The 20,212-nt window shown below is 39.1% G+C and carries 18 protein-coding genes; 12 read left to right on the forward strand and 6 right to left on the reverse strand.

Annotated features, from left to right (window positions below):
- Nucleotides 1-17: 17 nt before the first annotated feature.
- Nucleotides 18-1,496, reverse strand: a complete 1,479-nt coding sequence (gene atpD, locus AC0L7T_RS00765) for a F0F1 ATP synthase subunit beta (protein WP_473340350.1) — start codon at nt 1,494-1,496, stop codon at nt 18-20.
- Nucleotides 1,497-1,672: 176 nt separating this feature from the next.
- Here atpD and ppsA point away from each other — a divergent pair, with 176 nt between their 5' ends.
- The 10 genes from ppsA to AC0L7T_RS00815 all read left to right on the forward strand — a co-directional run bounded on the left by ppsA (nt 1,673) and on the right by AC0L7T_RS00815 (nt 11,252).
- Nucleotides 1,673-4,057, forward strand: coding sequence for a phosphoenolpyruvate synthase (gene ppsA, locus AC0L7T_RS00770; protein WP_473340351.1), 2,385 nt, complete (start codon nt 1,673-1,675; stop codon nt 4,055-4,057).
- A 53-nt stretch (nt 4,058-4,110) separates the two neighbouring features.
- Nucleotides 4,111-4,371, forward strand: coding sequence for a hypothetical protein (locus AC0L7T_RS00775; protein WP_473340353.1), 261 nt, complete (start codon nt 4,111-4,113; stop codon nt 4,369-4,371).
- A gap of 40 nt (nt 4,372-4,411) precedes the next feature.
- On the forward strand, nt 4,412-5,401 hold the full coding sequence (locus tag AC0L7T_RS00780) for a 2-hydroxyacid dehydrogenase (RefSeq protein WP_473340354.1): 990 nt from the start codon (nt 4,412-4,414) through the stop codon (nt 5,399-5,401).
- Nucleotides 5,402-5,477: 76 nt separating this feature from the next.
- The gene (locus AC0L7T_RS00785; RefSeq protein WP_473340355.1) at nt 5,478-5,873 is read left to right on the forward strand and encodes a SpoIIAA family protein; all 396 of its coding nucleotides are present in this window, start codon (nt 5,478-5,480) and stop codon (nt 5,871-5,873) included.
- 42 nt (nt 5,874-5,915) lie between these two features.
- Nucleotides 5,916-6,605, forward strand: coding sequence for a 2,3-bisphosphoglycerate-dependent phosphoglycerate mutase (locus AC0L7T_RS00790; RefSeq protein WP_473340356.1), 690 nt, complete (start codon nt 5,916-5,918; stop codon nt 6,603-6,605).
- 30 nt (nt 6,606-6,635) lie between these two features.
- On the forward strand, nt 6,636-7,568 hold the full coding sequence (locus AC0L7T_RS00795; protein WP_473340358.1) for a 1-phosphofructokinase family hexose kinase: 933 nt from the start codon (nt 6,636-6,638) through the stop codon (nt 7,566-7,568).
- A gap of 31 nt (nt 7,569-7,599) precedes the next feature.
- On the forward strand, nt 7,600-8,646 hold the full coding sequence (locus AC0L7T_RS00800; protein WP_473340360.1) for a class I fructose-bisphosphate aldolase: 1,047 nt from the start codon (nt 7,600-7,602) through the stop codon (nt 8,644-8,646).
- A 12-nt stretch (nt 8,647-8,658) separates the two neighbouring features.
- Nucleotides 8,659-9,732: a glucokinase gene (gene glk, locus AC0L7T_RS00805; RefSeq protein ID WP_473340362.1), complete on the forward strand. Its 1,074-nt coding sequence runs from the start codon at nt 8,659-8,661 to the stop codon at nt 9,730-9,732.
- A 175-nt stretch (nt 9,733-9,907) separates the two neighbouring features.
- Nucleotides 9,908-10,261, forward strand: a complete 354-nt coding sequence (locus AC0L7T_RS00810) for a carboxymuconolactone decarboxylase family protein (RefSeq protein ID WP_473340364.1) — start codon at nt 9,908-9,910, stop codon at nt 10,259-10,261.
- 514 nt (nt 10,262-10,775) lie between these two features.
- A complete protein-coding gene (locus AC0L7T_RS00815) occupies nt 10,776-11,252 on the forward strand; it encodes a Dps family protein (protein WP_473340366.1) in 477 nt (158 codons plus the stop codon).
- A gap of 524 nt (nt 11,253-11,776) precedes the next feature.
- Here the strand turns inward: AC0L7T_RS00815 and AC0L7T_RS00820 are convergent.
- Nucleotides 11,777-12,145, reverse strand: coding sequence for a hypothetical protein (locus AC0L7T_RS00820; protein WP_473340368.1), 369 nt, complete (start codon nt 12,143-12,145; stop codon nt 11,777-11,779).
- A 75-nt stretch (nt 12,146-12,220) separates the two neighbouring features.
- Nucleotides 12,221-12,991, reverse strand: a complete 771-nt coding sequence (locus AC0L7T_RS00825) for a sigma-70 RNA polymerase sigma factor region 4 domain-containing protein (protein WP_473340370.1) — start codon at nt 12,989-12,991, stop codon at nt 12,221-12,223.
- A gap of 379 nt (nt 12,992-13,370) precedes the next feature.
- On the opposite strand from AC0L7T_RS00825, the gene AC0L7T_RS00830 reads away from it, so the two are divergent.
- Nucleotides 13,371-13,943, forward strand: coding sequence for an HdeD family acid-resistance protein (locus AC0L7T_RS00830; protein WP_473340371.1), 573 nt, complete (start codon nt 13,371-13,373; stop codon nt 13,941-13,943).
- A 236-nt stretch (nt 13,944-14,179) separates the two neighbouring features.
- Complete coding sequence (locus tag AC0L7T_RS00835) at nt 14,180-15,220, forward strand: zinc-dependent alcohol dehydrogenase family protein (RefSeq protein ID WP_473340372.1); 1,041 nt, start codon at nt 14,180-14,182, stop codon at nt 15,218-15,220.
- A gap of 141 nt (nt 15,221-15,361) precedes the next feature.
- Here the strand turns inward: AC0L7T_RS00835 and AC0L7T_RS00840 are convergent, their stop codons facing one another.
- From AC0L7T_RS00840 to AC0L7T_RS00850, 3 genes are all read right to left on the reverse strand, one after another.
- Nucleotides 15,362-15,868, reverse strand: a complete 507-nt coding sequence (locus AC0L7T_RS00840; protein ID WP_473340373.1) for a hypothetical protein — start codon at nt 15,866-15,868, stop codon at nt 15,362-15,364.
- Nucleotides 15,869-16,130: 262 nt separating this feature from the next.
- On the reverse strand, nt 16,131-17,201 hold the full coding sequence (locus AC0L7T_RS00845; protein WP_473340375.1) for a response regulator: 1,071 nt from the start codon (nt 17,199-17,201) through the stop codon (nt 16,131-16,133).
- Nucleotides 17,179-20,097: a PAS domain-containing sensor histidine kinase gene (locus AC0L7T_RS00850; protein ID WP_473340376.1), complete on the reverse strand. Its 2,919-nt coding sequence runs from the start codon at nt 20,095-20,097 to the stop codon at nt 17,179-17,181. Before AC0L7T_RS00850 ends, AC0L7T_RS00845 begins: the two co-directional genes overlap by 23 nt.
- Nucleotides 20,098-20,212: the final 115 nt, after the last annotated feature.

The raw sequence follows: 20,212 nt of genomic DNA on the forward strand, positions 1-20,212 counted from the left end.
TGTATTGGTTTTCAGGTCTATACCTTAGTAGTATCTTTAGAAGTAGTGTTTGATTCCTCTACCTCAGTTTTTTTATCTTCTTTCGAGGGTTCTTTTTTAGCCTTTTCCATTGCTTCTTCAATTGTGCCAACCATATAGAAAGCACGCTCTGGCAAATCTTTGAATTCATCGTTAAGAATTCTTTCGCAGCCATCAAGCGCATCCGATAGCCGTACTCCTTTTCCTTTAAGTCCGCTGAACTGTTCCGTTGTAAAGAAAGGTTGGGTAAAAAACCTTTCTAAACGTCTTGCCCGGTTCACAATAGTGCGGTCTGCAACGGAAAGCTGTTCAAGTCCTAACATGGCAATGATATCTTTTAGCTCTTCATATTGGGCCAATGTTTGCCGGATTTGCTGTAATATATGATAGTGCCTATCACCGATAATACTCGGAGTCGCCATTTTTGAGCTGGACTGTAATAGATCTATTGCTGGGAAAAGTCCCTCACCAGCCCTTTTTCGAGATAAAGTAATAGAGGCGGAAAGATGAGAGAAAGTATGCACAGCCGCAGGGTCTGTAAGGTCATCAGCAGGTACGTAAACTGCCTGTATGCTGGTAATGGCTCCAGTATCAGTATTGGCAATGCGCTCTTCCAGCTTTGAAAGTTCCGTGCCCAAAGTAGGCTGATAGCCCAATCTTGATGGCATTTGCCCCATAAGGCCAGAAACTTCCATTCCCGCTTGAATAAAACGAAATACATTGTCGATAAGCAAAAGCACATCCCGATGTTCATCGTCTCTAAAATATTCGGCCATGGTCAAAGCGGCATGCCCTACCCGAAAACGAGCCCCAGGGGGTTCGTTCATTTGACCGAACATCATCACCATGTCCTTCAATACATCGGCCTTTTTCATGTCATGGTAAAGTTCATGACCCTCACGACAGCGTTCACCTATACCACAAAACATGCTTATTCCCTGGTGGTAGCCCACCATATTATGAATCATCTCGGTAAGCAATACGGTTTTCCCTACTCCTGCACCTCCAAATAGACCTGCATTACCACCATGCTGTAAGGGTACCATTACATCAATGGCCTTAATTCCTGTTTCGAAAATCTCTGATTTTGTAGCGCGTTTTGATAAAGGAGGAGGCAGTTGATGAACACTTTTACGTGGCATTTCAGGTAAAGCTTCTCCATGGTCAATGGTATTACCAAAGACATCGAACATACGCCCCATTATTTCTTTACCCACAGGAACAGTTAATTGACGGCCATTTGTTTCGGCCTTCATGCCCCTGGCCAAACCTTGCGTAGGGGTCAAAGCAATTCCGCGAACTCTATGGTCGTCTAATTGTGCCAAAACCTCTATGGCAATGGAATTATTACGGCCAGTGTGTATTAAGGTGTTTATAGAAGGCAATTTACTGTCGAACCAAATGTCTACCACACTACCCTGCACGGCAACTACTTTTCCCAAAAAAGACTTATTGTTGTTTTTTAATACCGTAGACATACTTCTGTGCTTGTAAATGAAGAAGTAAAAGTATACCACTGATAGGACAAGGGAAATGATCTAGGTCATGCTAATTATTTTTTCTTCTATGACTCAGGTCATTTCGTTTGGCACGGAATCATCGGACATTCGTTTTATAAAATCTTGATCGGAAACGACCTTTTAAACATACAGTGATGAAAAATTACATACGCCATTTTAACGAAATTGATATTAACGATGTGCCCATTGTAGGAGGAAAAAATGCTTCTCTTGGAGAAATGTTTCAAAAGTTGACTCCTAAGGGAGTGCAAGTTCCCGATGGCTTTGCGACAACTTCAGAGGCATACTGGCACTTCTTAGATGAAGAAAATATAAAGGATAAAATCTTCGGACATTTGGCAAAATTGGATACCAAAGCGTTTTCGAATTTAAGGGAAATTGGAGCGACCGTTAGAAAGCTTATTCTCGATTCAGAACTTCCAGAAGACATTAAAGAGGCTGCTGGAGAAGGATACGATGCCTTGGTAAAAAAATACAAAGGTGATATTTCATTGGCTGTACGAAGCAGTGCTACAGCCGAAGATTTGCCCAATGCAAGTTTTGCGGGCCAACAAGAAAGTTATCTTAATGTAAAAGGAAAAGAAGAACTTATTGACGCCTGCAAAAGATGTTATGCATCACTTTTTACCGACCGGGCCATTAAATATAGACAGGACAATGGTTTTGACCATACCAAAGTGGCCCTGTCTATTGGTGTGCAAATGATGGTACGTTCAGATTTGGCAGCTTCTGGAGTAAATTTTACGCTGGATCCTGATACTGGTTTTGACCAGGTTGTACTGGTTTCTAGTATTTATGGCCTAGGTGAGAATATTGTTCAGGGCAGCATCAATCCCGATGACTATTTTGTCTTCAAGCCAAGCTTAAAAAAGGGTGTTCCACAACCCATTGTTTCTAGAAACCTGGGCAGTAAAGAAAAGACCATGGTTTATGACGAATCAGGAAGTGGCACCATTAACCTTAACACACCTGTAGAGAAGCAAGAATTATTTGTACTGACCGATGCCGAGGTAATAAAACTGGCCCTGTGGTCATTGATTATTGAAGACCACTACAAACGTCCTATGGACATTGAATGGGCAAAGGACGGTTTGTCCAATGAACTATTTATCGTACAAGCCAGACCAGAAACGGTACAGAGTGCTAAAAAGAACAAGCTGAAAATCAATACCTATACCTTATTGAAAAAGGGTAAGGAAATTACCCATGGAATGGGTTTGGGCAACAAAATATCATCTGGAAAGGCCCGCATATTGCATAGTCCTGAAGAATCTGACAAACTTCAGGAAGGTGAGATATTGGTTACAGAACGTACCAATCCCGATTGGGATCCTATTCTTAAAAAAGCAGCAGGAATCATTACAGATCAGGGTGGGCGTACCAGCCATGCCGCCATCGTTGCCCGTGAAGTGGGGGCTGCGGCTATAGTTGGAAGTAACAATGCCACAAAGGTGATTAAAGACGGACAAGACATTACAATTTCTTGTGCAGATGGTGATACAGGCATCGTTTACGAGGGTCTTTTAGAATGGGATGAAAAAGAAGTAGACATTGCCGCTCTGGAAAAGCCTAAGACACAGCCTATGCTGATTTTGGCAGATCCTGAACAAGCATTTAAATTTTCGTTTTATCCATCTGAAGGCGTTGGATTGATGCGATTGGAATTTGTTATCAACAACTCCATCCAAATTCACCCCATGGCCTTGAAACATTTTGATGACCTAAAAGATGCTGCAGTTAAGGAGAAAATTGAGAAATTGACCCACCACTATCCTGACAAGGCGGATTACTTTGTGCACAAACTAGCAGAGGGTATTGCCACCATCGCAGCCGCCTTTTATCCAAAAGACGTTATCGTTCGAACCAGTGATTTTAAATCGAATGAATATGCCAACTTAATTGGAGGTACCGAATTCGAACCTGTAGAATCAAATCCGATGCTCGGTTTTAGAGGTGCTTCACGATACTATAGTCCCAAATATCAGGAAGCTTTTGCTTTAGAATGTAAAGCAATTAAAAGGGTAAGGGAAACCATGGGACTAGACAACGTTAAAATTATGATTCCCTTTTGCCGAACACTAAAAGAAGCCGCCAAGGTAGTAGAGGTTATGGAAAAAAACAGTCTGAAACGTGGTGAGCATGGACTTCAGCTATATATGATGACTGAAATACCCAATAATATCATCTTGGCAGAACAATTCGCTAAATTCTTTGACGGATTTTCCATTGGCTCCAATGACCTCACCCAATTGACCTTGGGTGTAGACAGGGATTCTGAATTGTTGAGTGATATTTTTGATATCAATGACCCTGGGGTTAAAAAAATGATTGCTATGGTCATAGAATCTGCCCATAAGACACAGACCAAAATTGGGCTTTGCGGTCAGGCACCTAGTGATTATCCTGAGTTTGCTCAGTTTCTTGTAGAAAAAGGTATCAATTCTATATCCTTTAATCCTGATGCCCTCATATCAGGAATCAAGAACATCAACGATGCAGAGAAAAGCCAAAACAACTAGGAATGGCCGACAGTAGTACCTGAACTAACTTAGAGTAGGATAAAACCAAAAAGATGGGATTTTTAGAAAATAATTTAATACCGAATATTCATGGTATGGTCTTCACTATCAATACAGAAAATGAGATAGACCGGGCGAAAGTGAAACAGATATTGTCAGCAATGCCTGAAATTGAAAAGGTGGAATTTAATAGTGCCGTGTACCCGAATGAAATCACTGTAAGCACTAAAAAAGTGTTGGCGATTGGGGAATTTCAAAAAGCATTGATACCACATCGTTTTCATGCCTTGCGAAAAACGCTTATGGGTCTTTGAACCAGTCTCAGGGAGATCAGTGTAATTAACAAATTGAAAAATGAAGGTAGCAGTATTTAATGTCCATAATTGGGAAAAGGAGTATTTACAAAACGCAAATAATGGCCAGCATACCTTAAAAATGCTGGAGACCTACCTGTCTTCCGATACGGTAGATTTGGCACATGGTTGTAATGCCGTATGTATTTTCACAGAAGACAATGCATCGGCTCCGGTTTTAGATAGGTTGTATGAGCTCGGCGTTCGTTTTGTGGCTTTGCGTTGTGCCGGTTTCAATAATATTGATGTCCCACATGCACAAAAATTGGGTATTCGCATGGCGCGGGTACTTGAGTATTCGCCCTATGCCATTGCCGAGTTTACGGTGGGGGTAATGCTTGCGCTCAATCGAAAATTGATTCGCACGCATTATAGGATCATGGAAATGAATTTTTCTTTGGGCGGGCTAGTCGGTTTTGACATGAATGGAAAAACGGTTGGAATTATCGGGATTGGTAAAATTGGTCGCGTGGTAGCCAAGATTTTACATGGTTTCGGATGTAAACTATTGGCCTATGATGTAGTGGAAGATCCAGATCTAATAGAACAGTATGGGCTTACATATACCAGCATGGATGAGCTTTGCCGTCAATCTGATATTATAACCCTGCATGCCCCCTTAACCAAGGAGACGCACCATCTGATCAATGAAGATAAAATTGCTCAAATGAAAAAAGGAGTTATGTTGATCAATGCTGGTCGTGGAGGCTTGGTGAAGACACAAGATGTCATCAATGGAATCAAATCTGGACAAATTGGCTATTTCGGAATGGATGTGTATGAGGGGGAAAAAGGACTCTATTTCGAAGATCATTCTGAAGACATTCTTCAAGACGATTCCATTGCCCGTTTGATGACGCTTAGAAACGTGATGGTAAGTAGTCATCAGGCTTTCCTGACCGACACCGCACTCAAAAATATAGCCAGGGTCACCTTTGATAACCTGGCTTGCTTTGAAAATGGCAAGGTCTGTTCAAATGAAATTAAATGAATTTGGATTTAGAAAGTGCTTAGCCATGTCTATACCCTAATTCATAGTGGAAAAATTATAGATAATTAAAGCTATTATGATAGAACAACTTGAAAAATTCGACAACAATGTATTGTCCATTGAGGTTATCGATGGATTTTCAAAAAATGATGAAAAGCTTTGTCAAAAGTTCTTTGATGAAAAAATCGAACAAGGCTTTGAGCAGGTTAACGTGTTGGTGAAGCTGGATGAGATGAAAGTATCACATAGTAGCACGAAAGCTTTTTTTGAGGACAGCCTTTGGGCCCTTAGGAACTATAAAAAATTAGGGCATTTGGCTATTGTTGCGCATACCAATATCCTAAAGGCATTAATTCCTATTGATAATTTGTTTTTCGCCAGAGCAAGTAAAGGAAGGCATGAACGCTATTTTGATGTCTCGCAAATGGAGGAAGCCAAAGCTTTTGTCAATTCAGGCAAAGAGAAGGCTTAGGTTTTTGGTCAAGTGATCGAATAAAAATTTTAGGACAAAGTTATGGGAAAACTAATCTTGGTAAGGCACGGTAAAAGCCTTTGGAACGTCAAAAACGTATTCACAGGTTGGACAGATATCGATTTGGCAAAGGAAGGTATCGAAGAGGCTAAAAATGCAGGGGAACTCATCAAATCGAACCTTATTAACATTGATATTTGCTTCTCGTCTTATCTAAAAAGGGCGATTCGAACGGCTTGGATTCTTTTGGAAGCAGCGGAAATGATGCATGTTGACTGCCACTATAGCTGGAAGCTAAACGAAAGACATTATGGAGATTGGCAAGGAAAGAATAAGGATGAGGTACTTAAAGCCGTAGGGGAAGAATACTTTTTAAGCATTCGAAGAGGCTACGATACTGCTCCTCCAAGCCTTTCCACCAATGATGAACGAAATCCGAAATTCGATCCAAATTATAAAGCTTTGGATGCATCAGACCTACCCTTGGGTGAGTCACTAAAAGATACCTCTAAAAGAGTGGTCAATTACTTTTTCGAAGCCATTGCTCCAGAACTGGCGAAAGGCCGGAACGTATTGATATCGGCTCATGGAAATTCATTGCGTGCGCTTATTGAGTATCTGGAACATATTTCGTCTGAGGAGATTGCCAAAGTTGAAGTAGCAACGGGCGTACCTCATATGTATGAATTCGATGGAAAATTAAATGTAACATCGCATTACCAATTAAAATAAGGTGAACAAACTATTATTAAAAATTTAAAAATGACCCGAATCATCACACTTACCCTAAACCCGGCAATCGACAAAAGCACGACAGTCGCAGGAATTGGCCCTAATACAAAATTACGCTGTACGGAACCAACCTACGATGCTGGGGGTGGAGGTATAAACGTATCCAGAGCCATTCATAAATTAGGAGGGAGCTCACTTTGCAATTACTTTGCCGGTGGTCCTACAGGAGTATTTTTGAAGCAACTTTTGGACGAACAACAAATTGAGCAAGAGGTGTTTGCCATTGAAGGTTGGACCCGAGAAAACTTTGCAGTAACCGACACTTCTAACAATCAGCAATATAGATTTGGAATGCCCGGGCCAATGGTGAAAGAAGCAGAATGGCAAAAAGCACTAAAGCAATTGGAAATGCAGCTCAACCAAGGAGATTATTTAGTAGCAAGTGGAAAACTTCCTCCAGGTGTACCCAATGATTTTTATGCACAAGTTGGAGACCTGACAAAAAAGAAAGGAGCATTGTTTATCCTTGATGCTTCAGGTGAAGCACTAATGGAAGCTGCCAAATCTCAGGTGTATATGCTAAAACCCAATCTAGCTGAATTGGGAACACTATGTGGAGTCCCTTCCATTACCGATTTAGATCTTAAGTCTCTGGCCAAACAATTTTTAGAAACACATGATTGCGAAATTCTTGTAGTTTCCCTAGGTCCGAAAGGGGCCTTACTGGCTACTAAAAATGAAATGGTACAGGTTCCTGCACCTGTTGTTCACCAAAAAAGCACCATCGGCGCGGGTGACAGTATGGTTGCCGGCATGGTTATGCGTTTGGTAGGAGGCAAATCTTTAATTGATATGGTCATGTATGGCGTAGCTTGTGGCACGGCGGCCACTATGCACCACGGTACGCAGTTATGCAATAAAGAAGATGCGGACAAGTTATGCGATTGGATAAAAGCGCAATAGCCAATTTTTGAAACGAATTTAATTAAGAGCAATGGAACTTGAAAAATATTTAAGAGAAGAAACTTCTTACCTATTAGACCACGAATGCACTACCATTTCAAAAGATAAAATCAACCTACCAGGGCCTGATTTTACCTATAGGATCATGGCACCTACCGATCGATCAAATAGGGTTTTGGGAAGTATGCAACAGTTATTTGATAATGGCAGACTAGGAGGTACAGGCCATTTATCACTGTTGCCTGTTGATCAAGGTGTAGAACACTCCGCAGGAGCCAGTTTTGCCCCAAACCCAGAATATTTTGATCCAGAGAATATTGTTAGACTGGCCATAGAGGGCGGTTGTAATGCAGTGGCCTCTACCCTTGGGGTACTTGGTGCAGTTTCGAGGAAGTATGCCCATAAAATTCCTTTCCTGGTAAAATTGAACCACAATGAATTGCTTTCCTATCCCAATACATTTGATCAAATCTATTTCGCTCAAGTGGAACAGGCATGGAACATGGGTGCTGTAGCTGTAGGGGCTACAATTTATTTTGGCTCCCCGGAGTCTGATCGACAAATACAAGAAACCAGTAAGGCATTCAAGCGTGCCCATGAATTGGGCATGGCCACAATTCTATGGTGCTACCTCCGGAATGATGCATTCAAATCGGACAAGGATTATTCCGTCAGTGCTGATTTAACTGGACAAGCCAACCACTTAGGTGTGACCATTGAAGCGGATATCATTAAGCAAAAACAGCCAACAAACAATGGTGGTTATCTTTCCCTTGAAAATTTTGGAAAGACGAGTGATCTCGTTTATAGTAAGCTGAATACCGATCACCCCATTGATTTGACCCGATACCAGGTCGCAAATTGTTATATGGGCCGAGCAGGGTTGATTAATTCCGGTGGCGCTTCGGGCAAAGATGATTTTGCTGCTGCAGTTCGGACTGCCGTGATAAACAAAAGGGCCGGAGGTATGGGTTTGATATCAGGTAGAAAGGCGTTTCAAAGGCCGATGAAGGAAGGCGTCAAACTATTGAACCTTATACAAGATGTTTATTTGGATTCTTCTATCACTATTGCCTAAAACCGCACCATTATGAGAATGCCGGAAGGACTTACTTTGCCTATTATTCATGAACCTATGATTCCATTGGCAGTGGGTTCAAAAAAGAATTTGGGTCATAGAAATGGAAAAGTGTTAGCTGGGGATGTAGGTGGAACTAAAACAAGTCTTGCACATTTTGAATTCAAGGATGGCCACCTTTTTCTGCTAAAACAAAACGCATATAAAACAAAAGATTATGGGTCATTGCTAGAGATTATACAAGAATTTGAAGTAAAGGAAATCTCCGAATTAGACAGTATTTGCTTTGGGGTTGCTGGACCAGTAACCAACGGAAAAGTACATGGTACAAATTTCCCATGGCATATTGATACTGATGAACTTATCAAAGCGATTGGTCTTGAATGTATTGCCCTGATAAATGATATGCAGGCCAATGCTTATGGATTGGCAGCACTTGAAGAAAGAGAGCTGGACTGTTTAAAATATGGAGCTAAAATTGAAGGGAATGCCGCTATTATTTCGCCTGGTACAGGTCTTGGGGAAGCCGGTCTGTATTGGGATGGTACAGCCTATCACCCTTTCGCCACTGAGGGAGGCCATTGCGATTTTAGTCCAAGAAATGATTTTGACCTTGAAATCTGGAAGTATTTTCAACAAAAATATGGACATGTAAGTTGGGAGCGTTTGCTATCCGGCCAAGGAATACGTGATATGTATCAATTGATGCGGGAAGTTAGGGGAGGAAATGAAACGGATGCCTTTAAAGCAAAAATGAAAAAAGAAGATCCCGCAGCTGTCATTACGAAGACAGCGATGGAGGGTATAGATGCTGTTTGTAGGGAAACCCTGGACCTTTTTGTTCGGTTTTTAGCGATTGAGGCGTCTCAATTGGCGTTGAAATTCAAAGCAACTGGTGGAATTTACATTGGTGGGGGAATCCTACCAAAAATTATTAAAGGAATGAACCGAGAAGTATTTAACGACAATTTTATGCAGTCGGGTCGTTTGAATTCACTTCTACAAATGGTTCCTGTAAACGTTATTCTGAATGACAATACAGCTTTGCTCGGAGCGGGCTATTATGCTGCAATGTCAATAGAATAAGGTTTAAAAAACCTACTATTAGGCAAGGGTTAATTGGGTTTATGGTTTATAGCATCCTTTTACTCTATTTTTTCGCTTTTTTTTCGGCTCCTGATCTATATCAGGATATAGCTTTTTGATTTCGAATAACTTTAAGTTTATCTCTCAATATTTTTAACGCTTAAATGTAAAAACGATGATCAAGGACTATTCAAAACACTACGCCGATCTTATTGCATTAATTGGAGAACTGGGGTCTAAAATACCCGATACTATAGCAGGTTTCAATAAGCTACATGCAGCCGGCATTGCCGAAGGGGTGCTTTCTACCAAAACCAAAGAACTTATTTCTTTGGGAATTGCCATTACCGTAAGGTGTGATGGTTGTATTGCTTTTCATGTGCACGATGCGCTTGAATCTGGAGCCAGTTCCGAAGAAGTTTTGGAGACTATTGGTGTGGCCATAATGATGGGGGGTGGTCCGGCACTCATGTATGGTTGCGAGGCATTGGAGGCATTAAGACAATTTGGAGAAGTGAAGAAAGGATAAGTGTTGAGCAAATAATTGTGCTATAGAGCAATAGGCTAAATTTCAACCTCCTTTTTAAACATCATAGATGCAAGTCTGAAGAAACTTTTATATAACCCGAAATATGTAATAGATGTTCTATTGCATATTTCGGGTTAATCGTTTAATAAACAGCTCATTTAATAGCTGATAAAATTGCTTCAAATCAGTCATGAGATCCTATTTTCAACGCTACCTTATGGCTGGACAGGTTCACCACTGCGCTGCTCTCTGCCTCCAAATGGACTTGTAGTAATCGTAATGAAATTGTGGAATTGCCCCTATTTCTTTGAACCTAAACCATTACAAAAAGTAGAAAATCAACATTTAGCGTATTGATAGATCCAAGGTGTGCTTTTTTATTGATCTTCTCTTTTTCAGTCAAAAAGCCTTAATAATTAATGCATAATAAAAAGTAGCTACATGATCTATATCAGTACAATCGATTTTGAATCACGATATCTTTATGTAATTATTAATTGTAAAACCTCAAAATATGAAAGCGCCAAACATAGGAATTTCCGAAGAGAACAGACAAGCTATCGCCTACCAATTGTCAAAAATTTTGGCTGACGAATTCGTTCTTTATTCAAAAACGCTAAATTTCCACTGGAACATTGAAGGTCCAGATTTTCATGGAGTACACCTTTATCTTGAAACGTTGTACGAGGAGCAACAAGAAGTTGTTGATACTGTAGCGGAGAAAATACGCGCAGTAGGTCATTATGTGCCTGCAACGTTAAAGGACTATTCCCAATTGACTCATCTTACCGAAAAAACAAAAGGTGGTAATGACAGCCAAAGTATATACGCAGAATTATTGGAAGACCATGAGAGCATCATTATATTTCTTAGAGAAGAAATAAAGCCTATAGCTGATAAATGGCAGGCCAACGGCATTAGCGACTATATTACTGGATTGATGGAGCAGCATGAGAAAACCGCATGGATGTTACGCTCACATTTGAAGTAAAGTAAGTTTTTAAACGTATTGAATAACTCAATTAAAAAACCCAATCAGAATAAATCCTGTTTGGGTTTTTTAATTGTTTGAAGTTGGTTATTGATGTAATTTTGAAGCGATTTCACCTCGTAATAGATTGTCAATTTCGGGTTGAAAGTCTATTCATTATAAAATTGTAAATGAACAATAAATAGAAAAAGTTACTTGTATGGATTTTGATTACAACTACCGCCTCAAGGTAAGCAAAAGATCAAAAAGCAGAACCAAAAGACCTACCTCCAGCACTTCATCAAAATGACAATGTAAAACCTGGGGAAACTCAGATATATGCTTTCAAAAGTACTCCTGTTCCTGTTTCATGGGACTCGGATTAAACAGCGCTGATTTTTTCACTAAAAGGTTTGCTTGCAACAGGTTCTTAATTGAATTTTAAATGGTGAAACCAATCAAGGCAGTAAAAGAAATTCCGCGAAAAGTGGCCCTATTTAACTGGGTCTTTTACCTCCGTAAAACGCATCAGGTCTGGAGACTTTTCAGTTGTGTTCAGAAGTAGTATTCAGAAATTTTTCCAATACTATACGTTGCCACTCACCGACTACCGAAAGGTTGGTTTCTGCATTCATCAGCACGAGCCCATACCCTAAACGAGACAGTTTACAATCGCTAATGACCTCCTTGTTGATACTGCTAAAAACAGGTTTAAAATGTTCACGGATATTCATTTTTGAAGTCTTCGCCACATTCATTGCCTTTACTACGGCATCATGAATTTGTTGAGGTGATAAACCTTTGTACAAAAGGTCACTGGCAAGAAAAGGCATACGCAGATTATAATAATAATCCATAAAATTATCGATGCTTTCTGCCGTTTGCTGTTCTATTTTATAAATGGAGACTTGCATAATTGAATCATTTTTAATTTAAGGTTGAATAGAAAAAAGCCAAAATCAAAATGTAAATATTTGTTGAACAAACACTTATTGCCCTACTTCGAACCTTTTGAGAAGACTGGTTTCGAGACTCTGGCGCGCATTTTCCAAAAGCTGCTTTACCTCGTCCTGGCTTTGGTTGCGAATGATGGCGATTTCACTCATCGAAAATTGATATTCGGTAGCCAATTCAAATACAGTTCGCATGCGCAATGGCAAATAATGCAATACCATATCAGTGTGCCTTTTAATTCTCTCTTTGCCCAAATCTTTATCGAGCTGATCCATTAATTCTTTTTTGTCGTCTTCTATAAAAACATGGTTCAAAACATAGTCGTTTTTGGGGTATGAAATGTCGTTTAACTCATCAATCATTACCAAATCACCCCCAGCATCAACACTAAATTTTTCTTCCATCTCATCCCACTCTGGACGGGAATAGTCATCAATGTTTTTAAAAAAATACTCGTTAAATTCTTCATTTACGAGCGTTTCCTCCAATAACTTATCGGCTTTCATAAATATCCATGGATGCAGGTTCTCTTCGTTATGTACCTCACTAAAATTGTCATAGATTTCAATAAATAGCTGATCAATAAAATCATCAATTTTATACTTTCCTTTTGGTAAATTCCCTTTGGACAATGCAGTAACCATTCTCTGGGCGATATAACGTTTTACCTGGTATAAGTCCTTCAACAATAAATTGTTGAACAATGCTTGTTCATTTTGCTGTTTATACTGCTTTAAATCTGAAAATGTACTGGCAACGAATACATTAAATCCTGATTTGCTTTCGTAATACTTTTTACTGTCCATGTTATTTCCTTTAGGTTTAAAGAGACCTAAAAATGCAGAAACAGGAAATAGAATACCATGACTTAGATCAGCTTCAAAAAAATATAGCTTCGGGTAAAGAATTCTAGATCAATTATTTGGCTCTCCAGGTAGCCGAAATGCGTCGGTATGGTATGGAATAAGTATTTTTCTCAATCTAAGCAACCAGTCCTGTCCAAGAGAAAAGAGCTGCTTTCATTTAGCCTTTTCGCCTGAGCTGAATTACTTAGAAAAAAGGTACTTAAATATTTTTTATCAGGCTGATCCAAATCATGGTAAGCCAATCAACTAGCGTATACTTTTGAGAATGGATCATTTAATTATGACCTCAAAAAAGACATTTATAAAAAACACGAAGAAAATGACAACTTCAATTTTAGATTCTGCTCATAGCGCCGTAAAGAACTGGTGGCTTTCAATCTTATTAGGTATTCTGTATCTCGTTGCTGGTTTTTGGGTGATGAAAACGCCAGTGGAAAGCTACATATCCTTGAGTATTATTTTTAGTATTTTCATTTTTGTCTCAGGGATATTTCAAGTCGCTTTTTCAATATCCAATAGAAAAGAAGATACAGTCTGGGGCTGGCATTTGGCAGGGGGTATTTTAGACCTTGCTATTGGTATATTGTTATTGTCACATCCATTGATGACGATGGCTATTTTACCACTGTATATTGGTTTTTGGTTAATGTTTCAAAGTGTAATGTCTATAGGCATATCTTTTCAATTGAAATCCAACAATATTTCTCAATGGGGCTGGCTTTTGTTTTTGAGTATCATAACCTTGCTGTTTTCATTTCTACTATTGGCAAATCCTATATTCGCTGGATTGAGCATTGTATACATGACAGCCTTTGCCTTCATTACAGCAGGTGTCTTCCGAATATTCTTGGGCTTCGATCTTAAAAAGATTAATAAAGCTTTCAATAAATAATTGGGAGTAGGAGTATTTGACTTTTAAAGGCAGCGAAAGAACAAGAAAAAAATGGTTGGTTGGTTATTTCTGTTTCTTGTTTGCCATGGCAAGGGTGAATGCATTGATTGGCACTATCGATTTGTTCAATTAAAAATACCTAAGCCATGATTTCGCTGCTTTTTTCTCTTATTCTATTGACCTTAAGCTCTATTTCCTATTAAAGGGAATTTATTTTAAACCTAAAATTACTCAAAATGAAAGCATTGGTTTATTATGGTGATCATAACATAGCCTTAGAGGAAAGACCAAAACCTACGATTCAAAAACCCACAGATGTAATGGTTAAAGTGCTAAAGACAACCATCTGTGGAACTGACTTAGGGATTTATAAAGGCAAAAATCCAGAGATTGAGCGTGGGCGTATTCTTGGTCATGAAGGTGTGGGAATCATCGAGGAAATTGGGAGTGGTGTTACTCAATTTAAAGTTGGTGACAAGGTTTTAATTTCCTGTATTACTTCTTGTGGCTCCTGTGAATATTGTAAGAAACAAATGTATGCGCATTGTAAGGATGGTGGCTGGATTTTAGGTTATATGATCGATGGTGTCCAGGCGGAATACGTAAGGATCCCATATGCTGACAATAGCCTTCATCGCATACCTGAAACTATTGATGATGAGGTGGCTGTACTCTTAAGTGATATTTTGCCTACAGGTCATGAGATAGGGGTGCAATACGGAAATGTAAAACCAGGAGATGAAGTTGCCATAGTTGGTGCTGGACCTGTAGGAATGTCTGTACTATTGACAGCCCAGTTTTATTCTCCATCAAAAATAATCATGATTGATTTGGATGACAATAGACTTTCATTGGCAAAAGAATTGGGAGCAACACATACCATAAACTCCGGAACGGAAAATGTAGCAGCTAAGGTGGTGGCCATTGTTGGAGAAGCGGGTGTTGATGTTGCTATCGAAGCAGTAGGCATTCCAGCGACATGGAATATTTGTCAGGAAATTGTTAAACCTGGTGGACATATTGCCAACGTAGGTGTTCATGGGGAAAAAGTTGATTTTAATATCCAAAAGCTATGGATAAAAAACCTCACGATTACTACTGGACTAGTAAACACAAACACAACACCTATGCTTTTAAAAGCAGTGTCTATCAATCGATTGGATTTGAAAAAATTGATTACTCATCGTTTTCCACTTTCCGATTTAGAACATGCTTATAAGGTCTTTTTAAACGGGGAAGAAGAGAAGGCGCTAAAAATAATAATAGAAAACAACTGATTACTATTGTACCGATAAGTGCTACCATATATTAAAAGTCAAAACCAGTAAGGCATTCCCCTACTGGTTTTGACTTTTATTTCGGTGGTGGGTTTATTTAGTTATGCTGGCTTTTAGGCGTAATAAAATAGCTATTTCCAATTATTTTGAAGGATGCGACTTTTCTAAGTTTGTTATAATATTCTCTAATTTGCTGATCTCCCCTCTTTCCCCTCTGGCCAATAGTAAATAAATACCAATGCTAAGTTTTTTGACACTTAGATTGGCTTCGGACTCACTTAGCCCCAATCCTCTTAATATCCCATAAGGACCACCAGACAATGCGCCAATTGTTCGTCCTCCTACTGGATTAAGAAATGTGAGCACTAAAAAACCGACTACAAACAGGTAGCCTATCTCTGGGTTATAAAAGGTGTCAAAATTGATATCATTACCCAAGAATTCCTCAAAAAAGGTTTGTAATTGCTTTTTTTCTTCAGTCAATTGCTTTGGGTTATTTACATTGGTATCCCCTAGATTACCGATAATTGAAAGTGCTATTTTATCGGAATCAATTTCATGAATCGCTTTTAAAACCTTTTCAAGCTCTTTTATTTGATCAAATGATTTAATAAGAACCTGTTTGTGTTCTGTTTCTGGGTCGTGCATGTGAATTACTTTTTAGAGATTGCATTTTTATGGTTGGGACATTCTCTATATGCTAATTTACATTTACACGCTTTTAATTTATCTGATTTAGATCATGTTGTTAATAATTTTATTGGCAACCTTAAACATTTTGTAAAAAATGGAATTGGCTTTTTGGTAGGGACAATGGCATTGCGGCAATGGTGAGGACCTGTGTATGAATGCTTTAATTGATGTTTGATCGTTGGGATTGGCTAAAGTATTGTAGGACCTAGCCAATTTTTTAACCAAAGTTGGCCACCTGTTGCAATTGTTTTTTATCACAAATGATTACTCTGCGGGATTCACCCAATTGAATCAAACCTTCCTCTTTGAAATTAGAAAGTACCCGAATAGCCGTTTCTGTTGCTGTACCAATAAGACCTGCAAAATCTTCCCTGGACACACTAAGCCCATCCTCTTTAGTGTCTTTGATAAGCCCTTTTTCAAATAATTCCAAGAGTATAGTAGCAGCCCTTTTTCGCACCGAATCGAATGCCATGCTCATTAATTGATCCTGAATATGAAGAACATTATTCGAAATCATACTGATGAACTTGTTCGAAACATCCTTATTGTTGAAGAGTAATTGGGTAAAGTCTTCTTTGGGAATACTGCAAATTTCAACTTTGTTGAGTGCAATGGCTGTTTCGGTATAGCGTCCCGAAGTTCCCAATATTGAAAGCTGTCCGATAAAATCGCCACGGCTGAACATGCCTGTAACATATTCCTTTCCATTTTCGTTGTGCTTGAAGGTTTTAACCTCTCCGTGTTGAATGAAATACAGATTGTGGGCGGTGCTTCCCTCCGAGAAAATCACTTCTTTGGGATTCAATTTAGTGAGATTTCTGTCTTCAGAAAGCTCTTTTAGATTTTGATACTTTGTGGCTTCTTTGATAAATGCATTGATTCCTTCAACGTTTCTGGCAAATACTTTCCGCAAGAACATGTTTTTGTTTAGTCGAACTTCAATTGCTTCTAGCAATTCGTGTGCTTCAAAAGGTTTGGTCAGGTAATCATCGGCTCCCATTGTCATACCTTTACGTAAATCCGATTTCTCCGATCTTGCTGTTAAGAAAATAAAAGGGATACTTGCCGTTGTAGGGTCTTTGCTTAAGTGCTGAAATACGCCATAGCCATCGATTATGGGCATCATTATATCACATAAAATAAGGTCTGGTTTGAATTGCTGGGCTTTTTCAATGCCAATTTTCCCATTTTCAGCAGTGGATACCTCATAGTTCTCAAGTTCAAGAATTTCTGCGGTCATTTCGAGAACTTCCCGATTGTCTTCAATTAGCAGTATTTTTTTCATTTTTCATTAAATTTAAAGGTAGTTCAACGGTAAAAGTGGTTCCTACATTAAGTTTACTCTCAAACCTTACGTTCCCCCCCATCAATTCAGTATACTGTTTTACGATATTCAAACCAAGGCCTGTTCCTTGGATATTTGTAACATTCCTGGCACGAAAAAAGCGTTGAAACAATTGATTTACCTCCTCTTCTGGTATGCCAATGCCTTGATCAGTAAAGGTTAACAATAGATTTTCATCGTTACACTCAATCTTATAGGAAATCGTCGTGTTTTCTTCGGAATATTTAATGGCATTCGACAATAAATTGTGTAAAATATGTCGTGTCAATTTGGGATCAAGGCCTACTTCAATACTCGTCTGATTCGATACTAAATTGATTTCCTGACCTTTCTTTTTGATTCCCTGAATTTCTTCGACCAATGATTTTGAGAATTCTATAAATTCGAATAAAATTGGCTCAGCCACCACTTTTCCTTCTTCCAGCTTGCTAAGTGAAAGGAAATCATTGAGTATGGCCACTAGGTTTTTTATACTCGATTTTATGCTGCCTACATATTTTATCCGCTTATCCTCTTTGCCTGGCTCATTCTGCCGTTCTATCAGGTTGGTAGCAGAAAGAATAACGCTCAAAGGAGTTCTAAATTCGTGAGAGGCCATTGAGATAAAGCGAGATCTCAGTTCATTGAGCTCTTTTTCTTTCCGTAGGGTATTTCGAATCTCAATTTCTATCTTTTTTTGATCAGTGATATTATTGTGTACCAACAAGACCTGGACTATATTTTTGTCCTTATCAAATAAAGGTGTGGTATTGACCAAATAGGATCTACTTTGAAAATTTATTTCAAACGAACAGTGTTGTCCTGCAAATGTTTTCTGAACATTTGTGGTTACCTTTTTCTTTACCTCTTCTGGTACACCCTTGACTTCACTTATTGTGATAGTAGTGTCCAATATGTCTTTAAATCCCAATTCGCCCAATTCTTCGCCTCCTAAAAATATCAATTCATGTTTTGAATTAACAACGGCGACAAAGCCCTTGGGAAAATTTTTAGAAATATTCCCCAATAATTCCTGGCTGCTGAGGGCCCTATTTTCGGCGGCTTTAGTATCCTGTATTTGGTCTTCAAGGCTTAAATTTGATTCCACCAATTTTTGGACGATATCCTTTAACTCGGTAGTGCGTTCAGATACCCTGTTTTCTAGTACTTCTGCATAGGCAGCCAGTTCTTCTCTACTCTTATATAAAGCCGTTCTTACATTGTGTTGTTCAATGGCCACACTTGTTGCTTGGGTTATATTGAATATTATTTCCTTTTCAACGGCAAGTGGCTTCCTTTCGGTATTGAAGTAAACTGCAAAGGTTCCCAGTAGCTCCTTGTTTGAAGAAAATATAGGGAAAGACCAGCATGCTTTGAGGTTATTTGTCAAAGCTAGCTCTCTGTAATGCTCCCACAGGGGGTCGCTTGTAATCTCGGTAACAATCACCTCCTCCTTTAAAAATGCAGCAGTGCCACAAGAACCCTTTTTAGCACCAATAGTAATCCCTTCAATTGCATCGGTGAATTCAGGTGGAAGATTGGTTACGGTCAATTTATGCAAGGATCCCTTTTCTTTGTTCAGCAATAAAATAGAACCGATGCAATTGGGAATAGCCGTTTCTATTGTTTCTACAATTTTATCTGTAATGTGTTTTAATGGTTCATGCTGGATGATCATGTCCATCACATGAGATTGACCAATTTTGAAATATTCTTCAACCTTACGTGCCGTTACATCATTCTGTACACCTACAAAATGGGTCAAAACGTTATTGTTGTTGTATATGGGCGTGATGGCAATCTCGTTCCAAAACAAAGAAGCATCTTTTCGATAATTGCGCAATATTACACGGCAACTTTTGCCCTGTTTTACTGCAGTGGCCATGATCTTAATCTCTTTCTGGTTTTTGTCTTGACCTTGTAAAAACCGACAGTTTTTACCGATAAAATCTTCGTAATTGTAGCCTGTGGTCTTTGAAAAGGCCTCATTGCCATAGATAATGGGGTAATCTGCTTGCTGGGCATCGCAAATAACAATGCCACTTGAGGTTACGGCTAGAGCGCGGTTTCTAATATAAAGATTGTTCTCAATGGTTCTCTCGGCTGTTATGTCCTGTATGGTACCGAACCATTCTAAGGGATTGCCATCGCTGTCATAGGAGGCCTTTCCCTTGGCCATTATATACCTTACCGTACCATCGGTTCTAACAAATCTTGTGTTTGTAGAATAGGGTGTATTGTTTTTAATGGCGAAATCAATGGCCGCTAAAGTGCTTTCCCTGTCATCAGGATGGATAAATTGACTGGCAGTTTCAGCGGTAAGTCGTCCGTCTCCTGGAAGGAGGCCACATATTTTATAGTATTCATCAGACCAATTTCTTTCATTGGTCTGCAGATTCCAAACATAGCTACCGACATGGGCCAAACTTTGGGCTTCATCCATCCTTTCCAAATTGATGGCAGCCTCCTTTAATGCTGAAAAGCGGGTAGTGATGTCTATTATAAAAGCGATGACTACTTTTTTCTCCTTTATTTTTGTTGGACTAAGGCTTATTTCCAATGGGAATTGGCTGTTATCCTTTCTAAGACCCCATAAGTCAATTCCTTTGCCCATAGCCCTACTTTTAGGTTTCTTGGCAAATTTTATTCTATGGTTTTGGTGGTTTTTTTTAAAATTATCCGGAATAAGGTCTTCTACTTTTCTCCTAATCAATTCCCCAGGTTGGTAACCAAACATTTTCTCCACCGAAGGGTTTGCTCTGATTATATTGCCCTGGTGGTCTACGACCAATATTCCTTCTACTGAGGATTCAAAAATGCCTTTAAAGAGTTCGTTGTCTTTTAATTCCTCTGCCATTCTATACAGGTTATTGCAAGTATTATATTCCTCATAATTTTAAAGGTTTGAAAATAATTGAGAAACCAATTATAGGGTTTCGGGAGTGATCAGGATGTTTCCTTTCGTAAAACCG

Source organism: Cyclobacterium sp. 10D3-21, assembly GCF_055809755.1.

What these genes read in the sequence shown, in the direction of transcription:
- AC0L7T_RS00845 (WP_473340375.1), bottom strand. Translation starts at nt 17,201, where the DNA reads ATGAAAAAAATACTGCTAATTGAAGACAATCGGGAAGTTCTCGAAATG.
- AC0L7T_RS00800 (WP_473340360.1), top strand. Translation starts at nt 7,600, where the DNA reads ATGGAACTTGAAAAATATTTAAGAGAAGAAACTTCTTACCTATTAGAC.
- AC0L7T_RS00840 (WP_473340373.1), bottom strand. Translation starts at nt 15,868, where the DNA reads ATGCACGACCCAGAAACAGAACACAAACAGGTTCTTATTAAATCATTT.
- AC0L7T_RS00825 (WP_473340370.1), bottom strand. Translation starts at nt 12,991, where the DNA reads ATGGACAGTAAAAAGTATTACGAAAGCAAATCAGGATTTAATGTATTC.
- AC0L7T_RS00775 (WP_473340353.1), top strand. Translation starts at nt 4,111, where the DNA reads ATGGGATTTTTAGAAAATAATTTAATACCGAATATTCATGGTATGGTC.
- AC0L7T_RS00820 (WP_473340368.1), bottom strand. Translation starts at nt 12,145, where the DNA reads ATGCAAGTCTCCATTTATAAAATAGAACAGCAAACGGCAGAAAGCATC.
- AC0L7T_RS00785 (WP_473340355.1), top strand. Translation starts at nt 5,478, where the DNA reads ATGATAGAACAACTTGAAAAATTCGACAACAATGTATTGTCCATTGAG.
- AC0L7T_RS00835 (WP_473340372.1), top strand. Translation starts at nt 14,180, where the DNA reads ATGAAAGCATTGGTTTATTATGGTGATCATAACATAGCCTTAGAGGAA.
- AC0L7T_RS00795 (WP_473340358.1), top strand. Translation starts at nt 6,636, where the DNA reads ATGACCCGAATCATCACACTTACCCTAAACCCGGCAATCGACAAAAGC.
- atpD (WP_473340350.1), bottom strand. Translation starts at nt 1,496, where the DNA reads ATGTCTACGGTATTAAAAAACAACAATAAGTCTTTTTTGGGAAAAGTA.
- AC0L7T_RS00810 (WP_473340364.1), top strand. Translation starts at nt 9,908, where the DNA reads ATGATCAAGGACTATTCAAAACACTACGCCGATCTTATTGCATTAATT.
- AC0L7T_RS00790 (WP_473340356.1), top strand. Translation starts at nt 5,916, where the DNA reads ATGGGAAAACTAATCTTGGTAAGGCACGGTAAAAGCCTTTGGAACGTC.
- glk (WP_473340362.1), top strand. Translation starts at nt 8,659, where the DNA reads ATGAGAATGCCGGAAGGACTTACTTTGCCTATTATTCATGAACCTATG.
- AC0L7T_RS00830 (WP_473340371.1), top strand. Translation starts at nt 13,371, where the DNA reads ATGACAACTTCAATTTTAGATTCTGCTCATAGCGCCGTAAAGAACTGG.
- AC0L7T_RS00780 (WP_473340354.1), top strand. Translation starts at nt 4,412, where the DNA reads ATGAAGGTAGCAGTATTTAATGTCCATAATTGGGAAAAGGAGTATTTA.
- AC0L7T_RS00850 (WP_473340376.1), bottom strand. Translation starts at nt 20,097, where the DNA reads ATGGCAGAGGAATTAAAAGACAACGAACTCTTTAAAGGCATTTTTGAA.
- AC0L7T_RS00815 (WP_473340366.1), top strand. Translation starts at nt 10,776, where the DNA reads ATGAAAGCGCCAAACATAGGAATTTCCGAAGAGAACAGACAAGCTATC.
- ppsA (WP_473340351.1), top strand. Translation starts at nt 1,673, where the DNA reads ATGAAAAATTACATACGCCATTTTAACGAAATTGATATTAACGATGTG.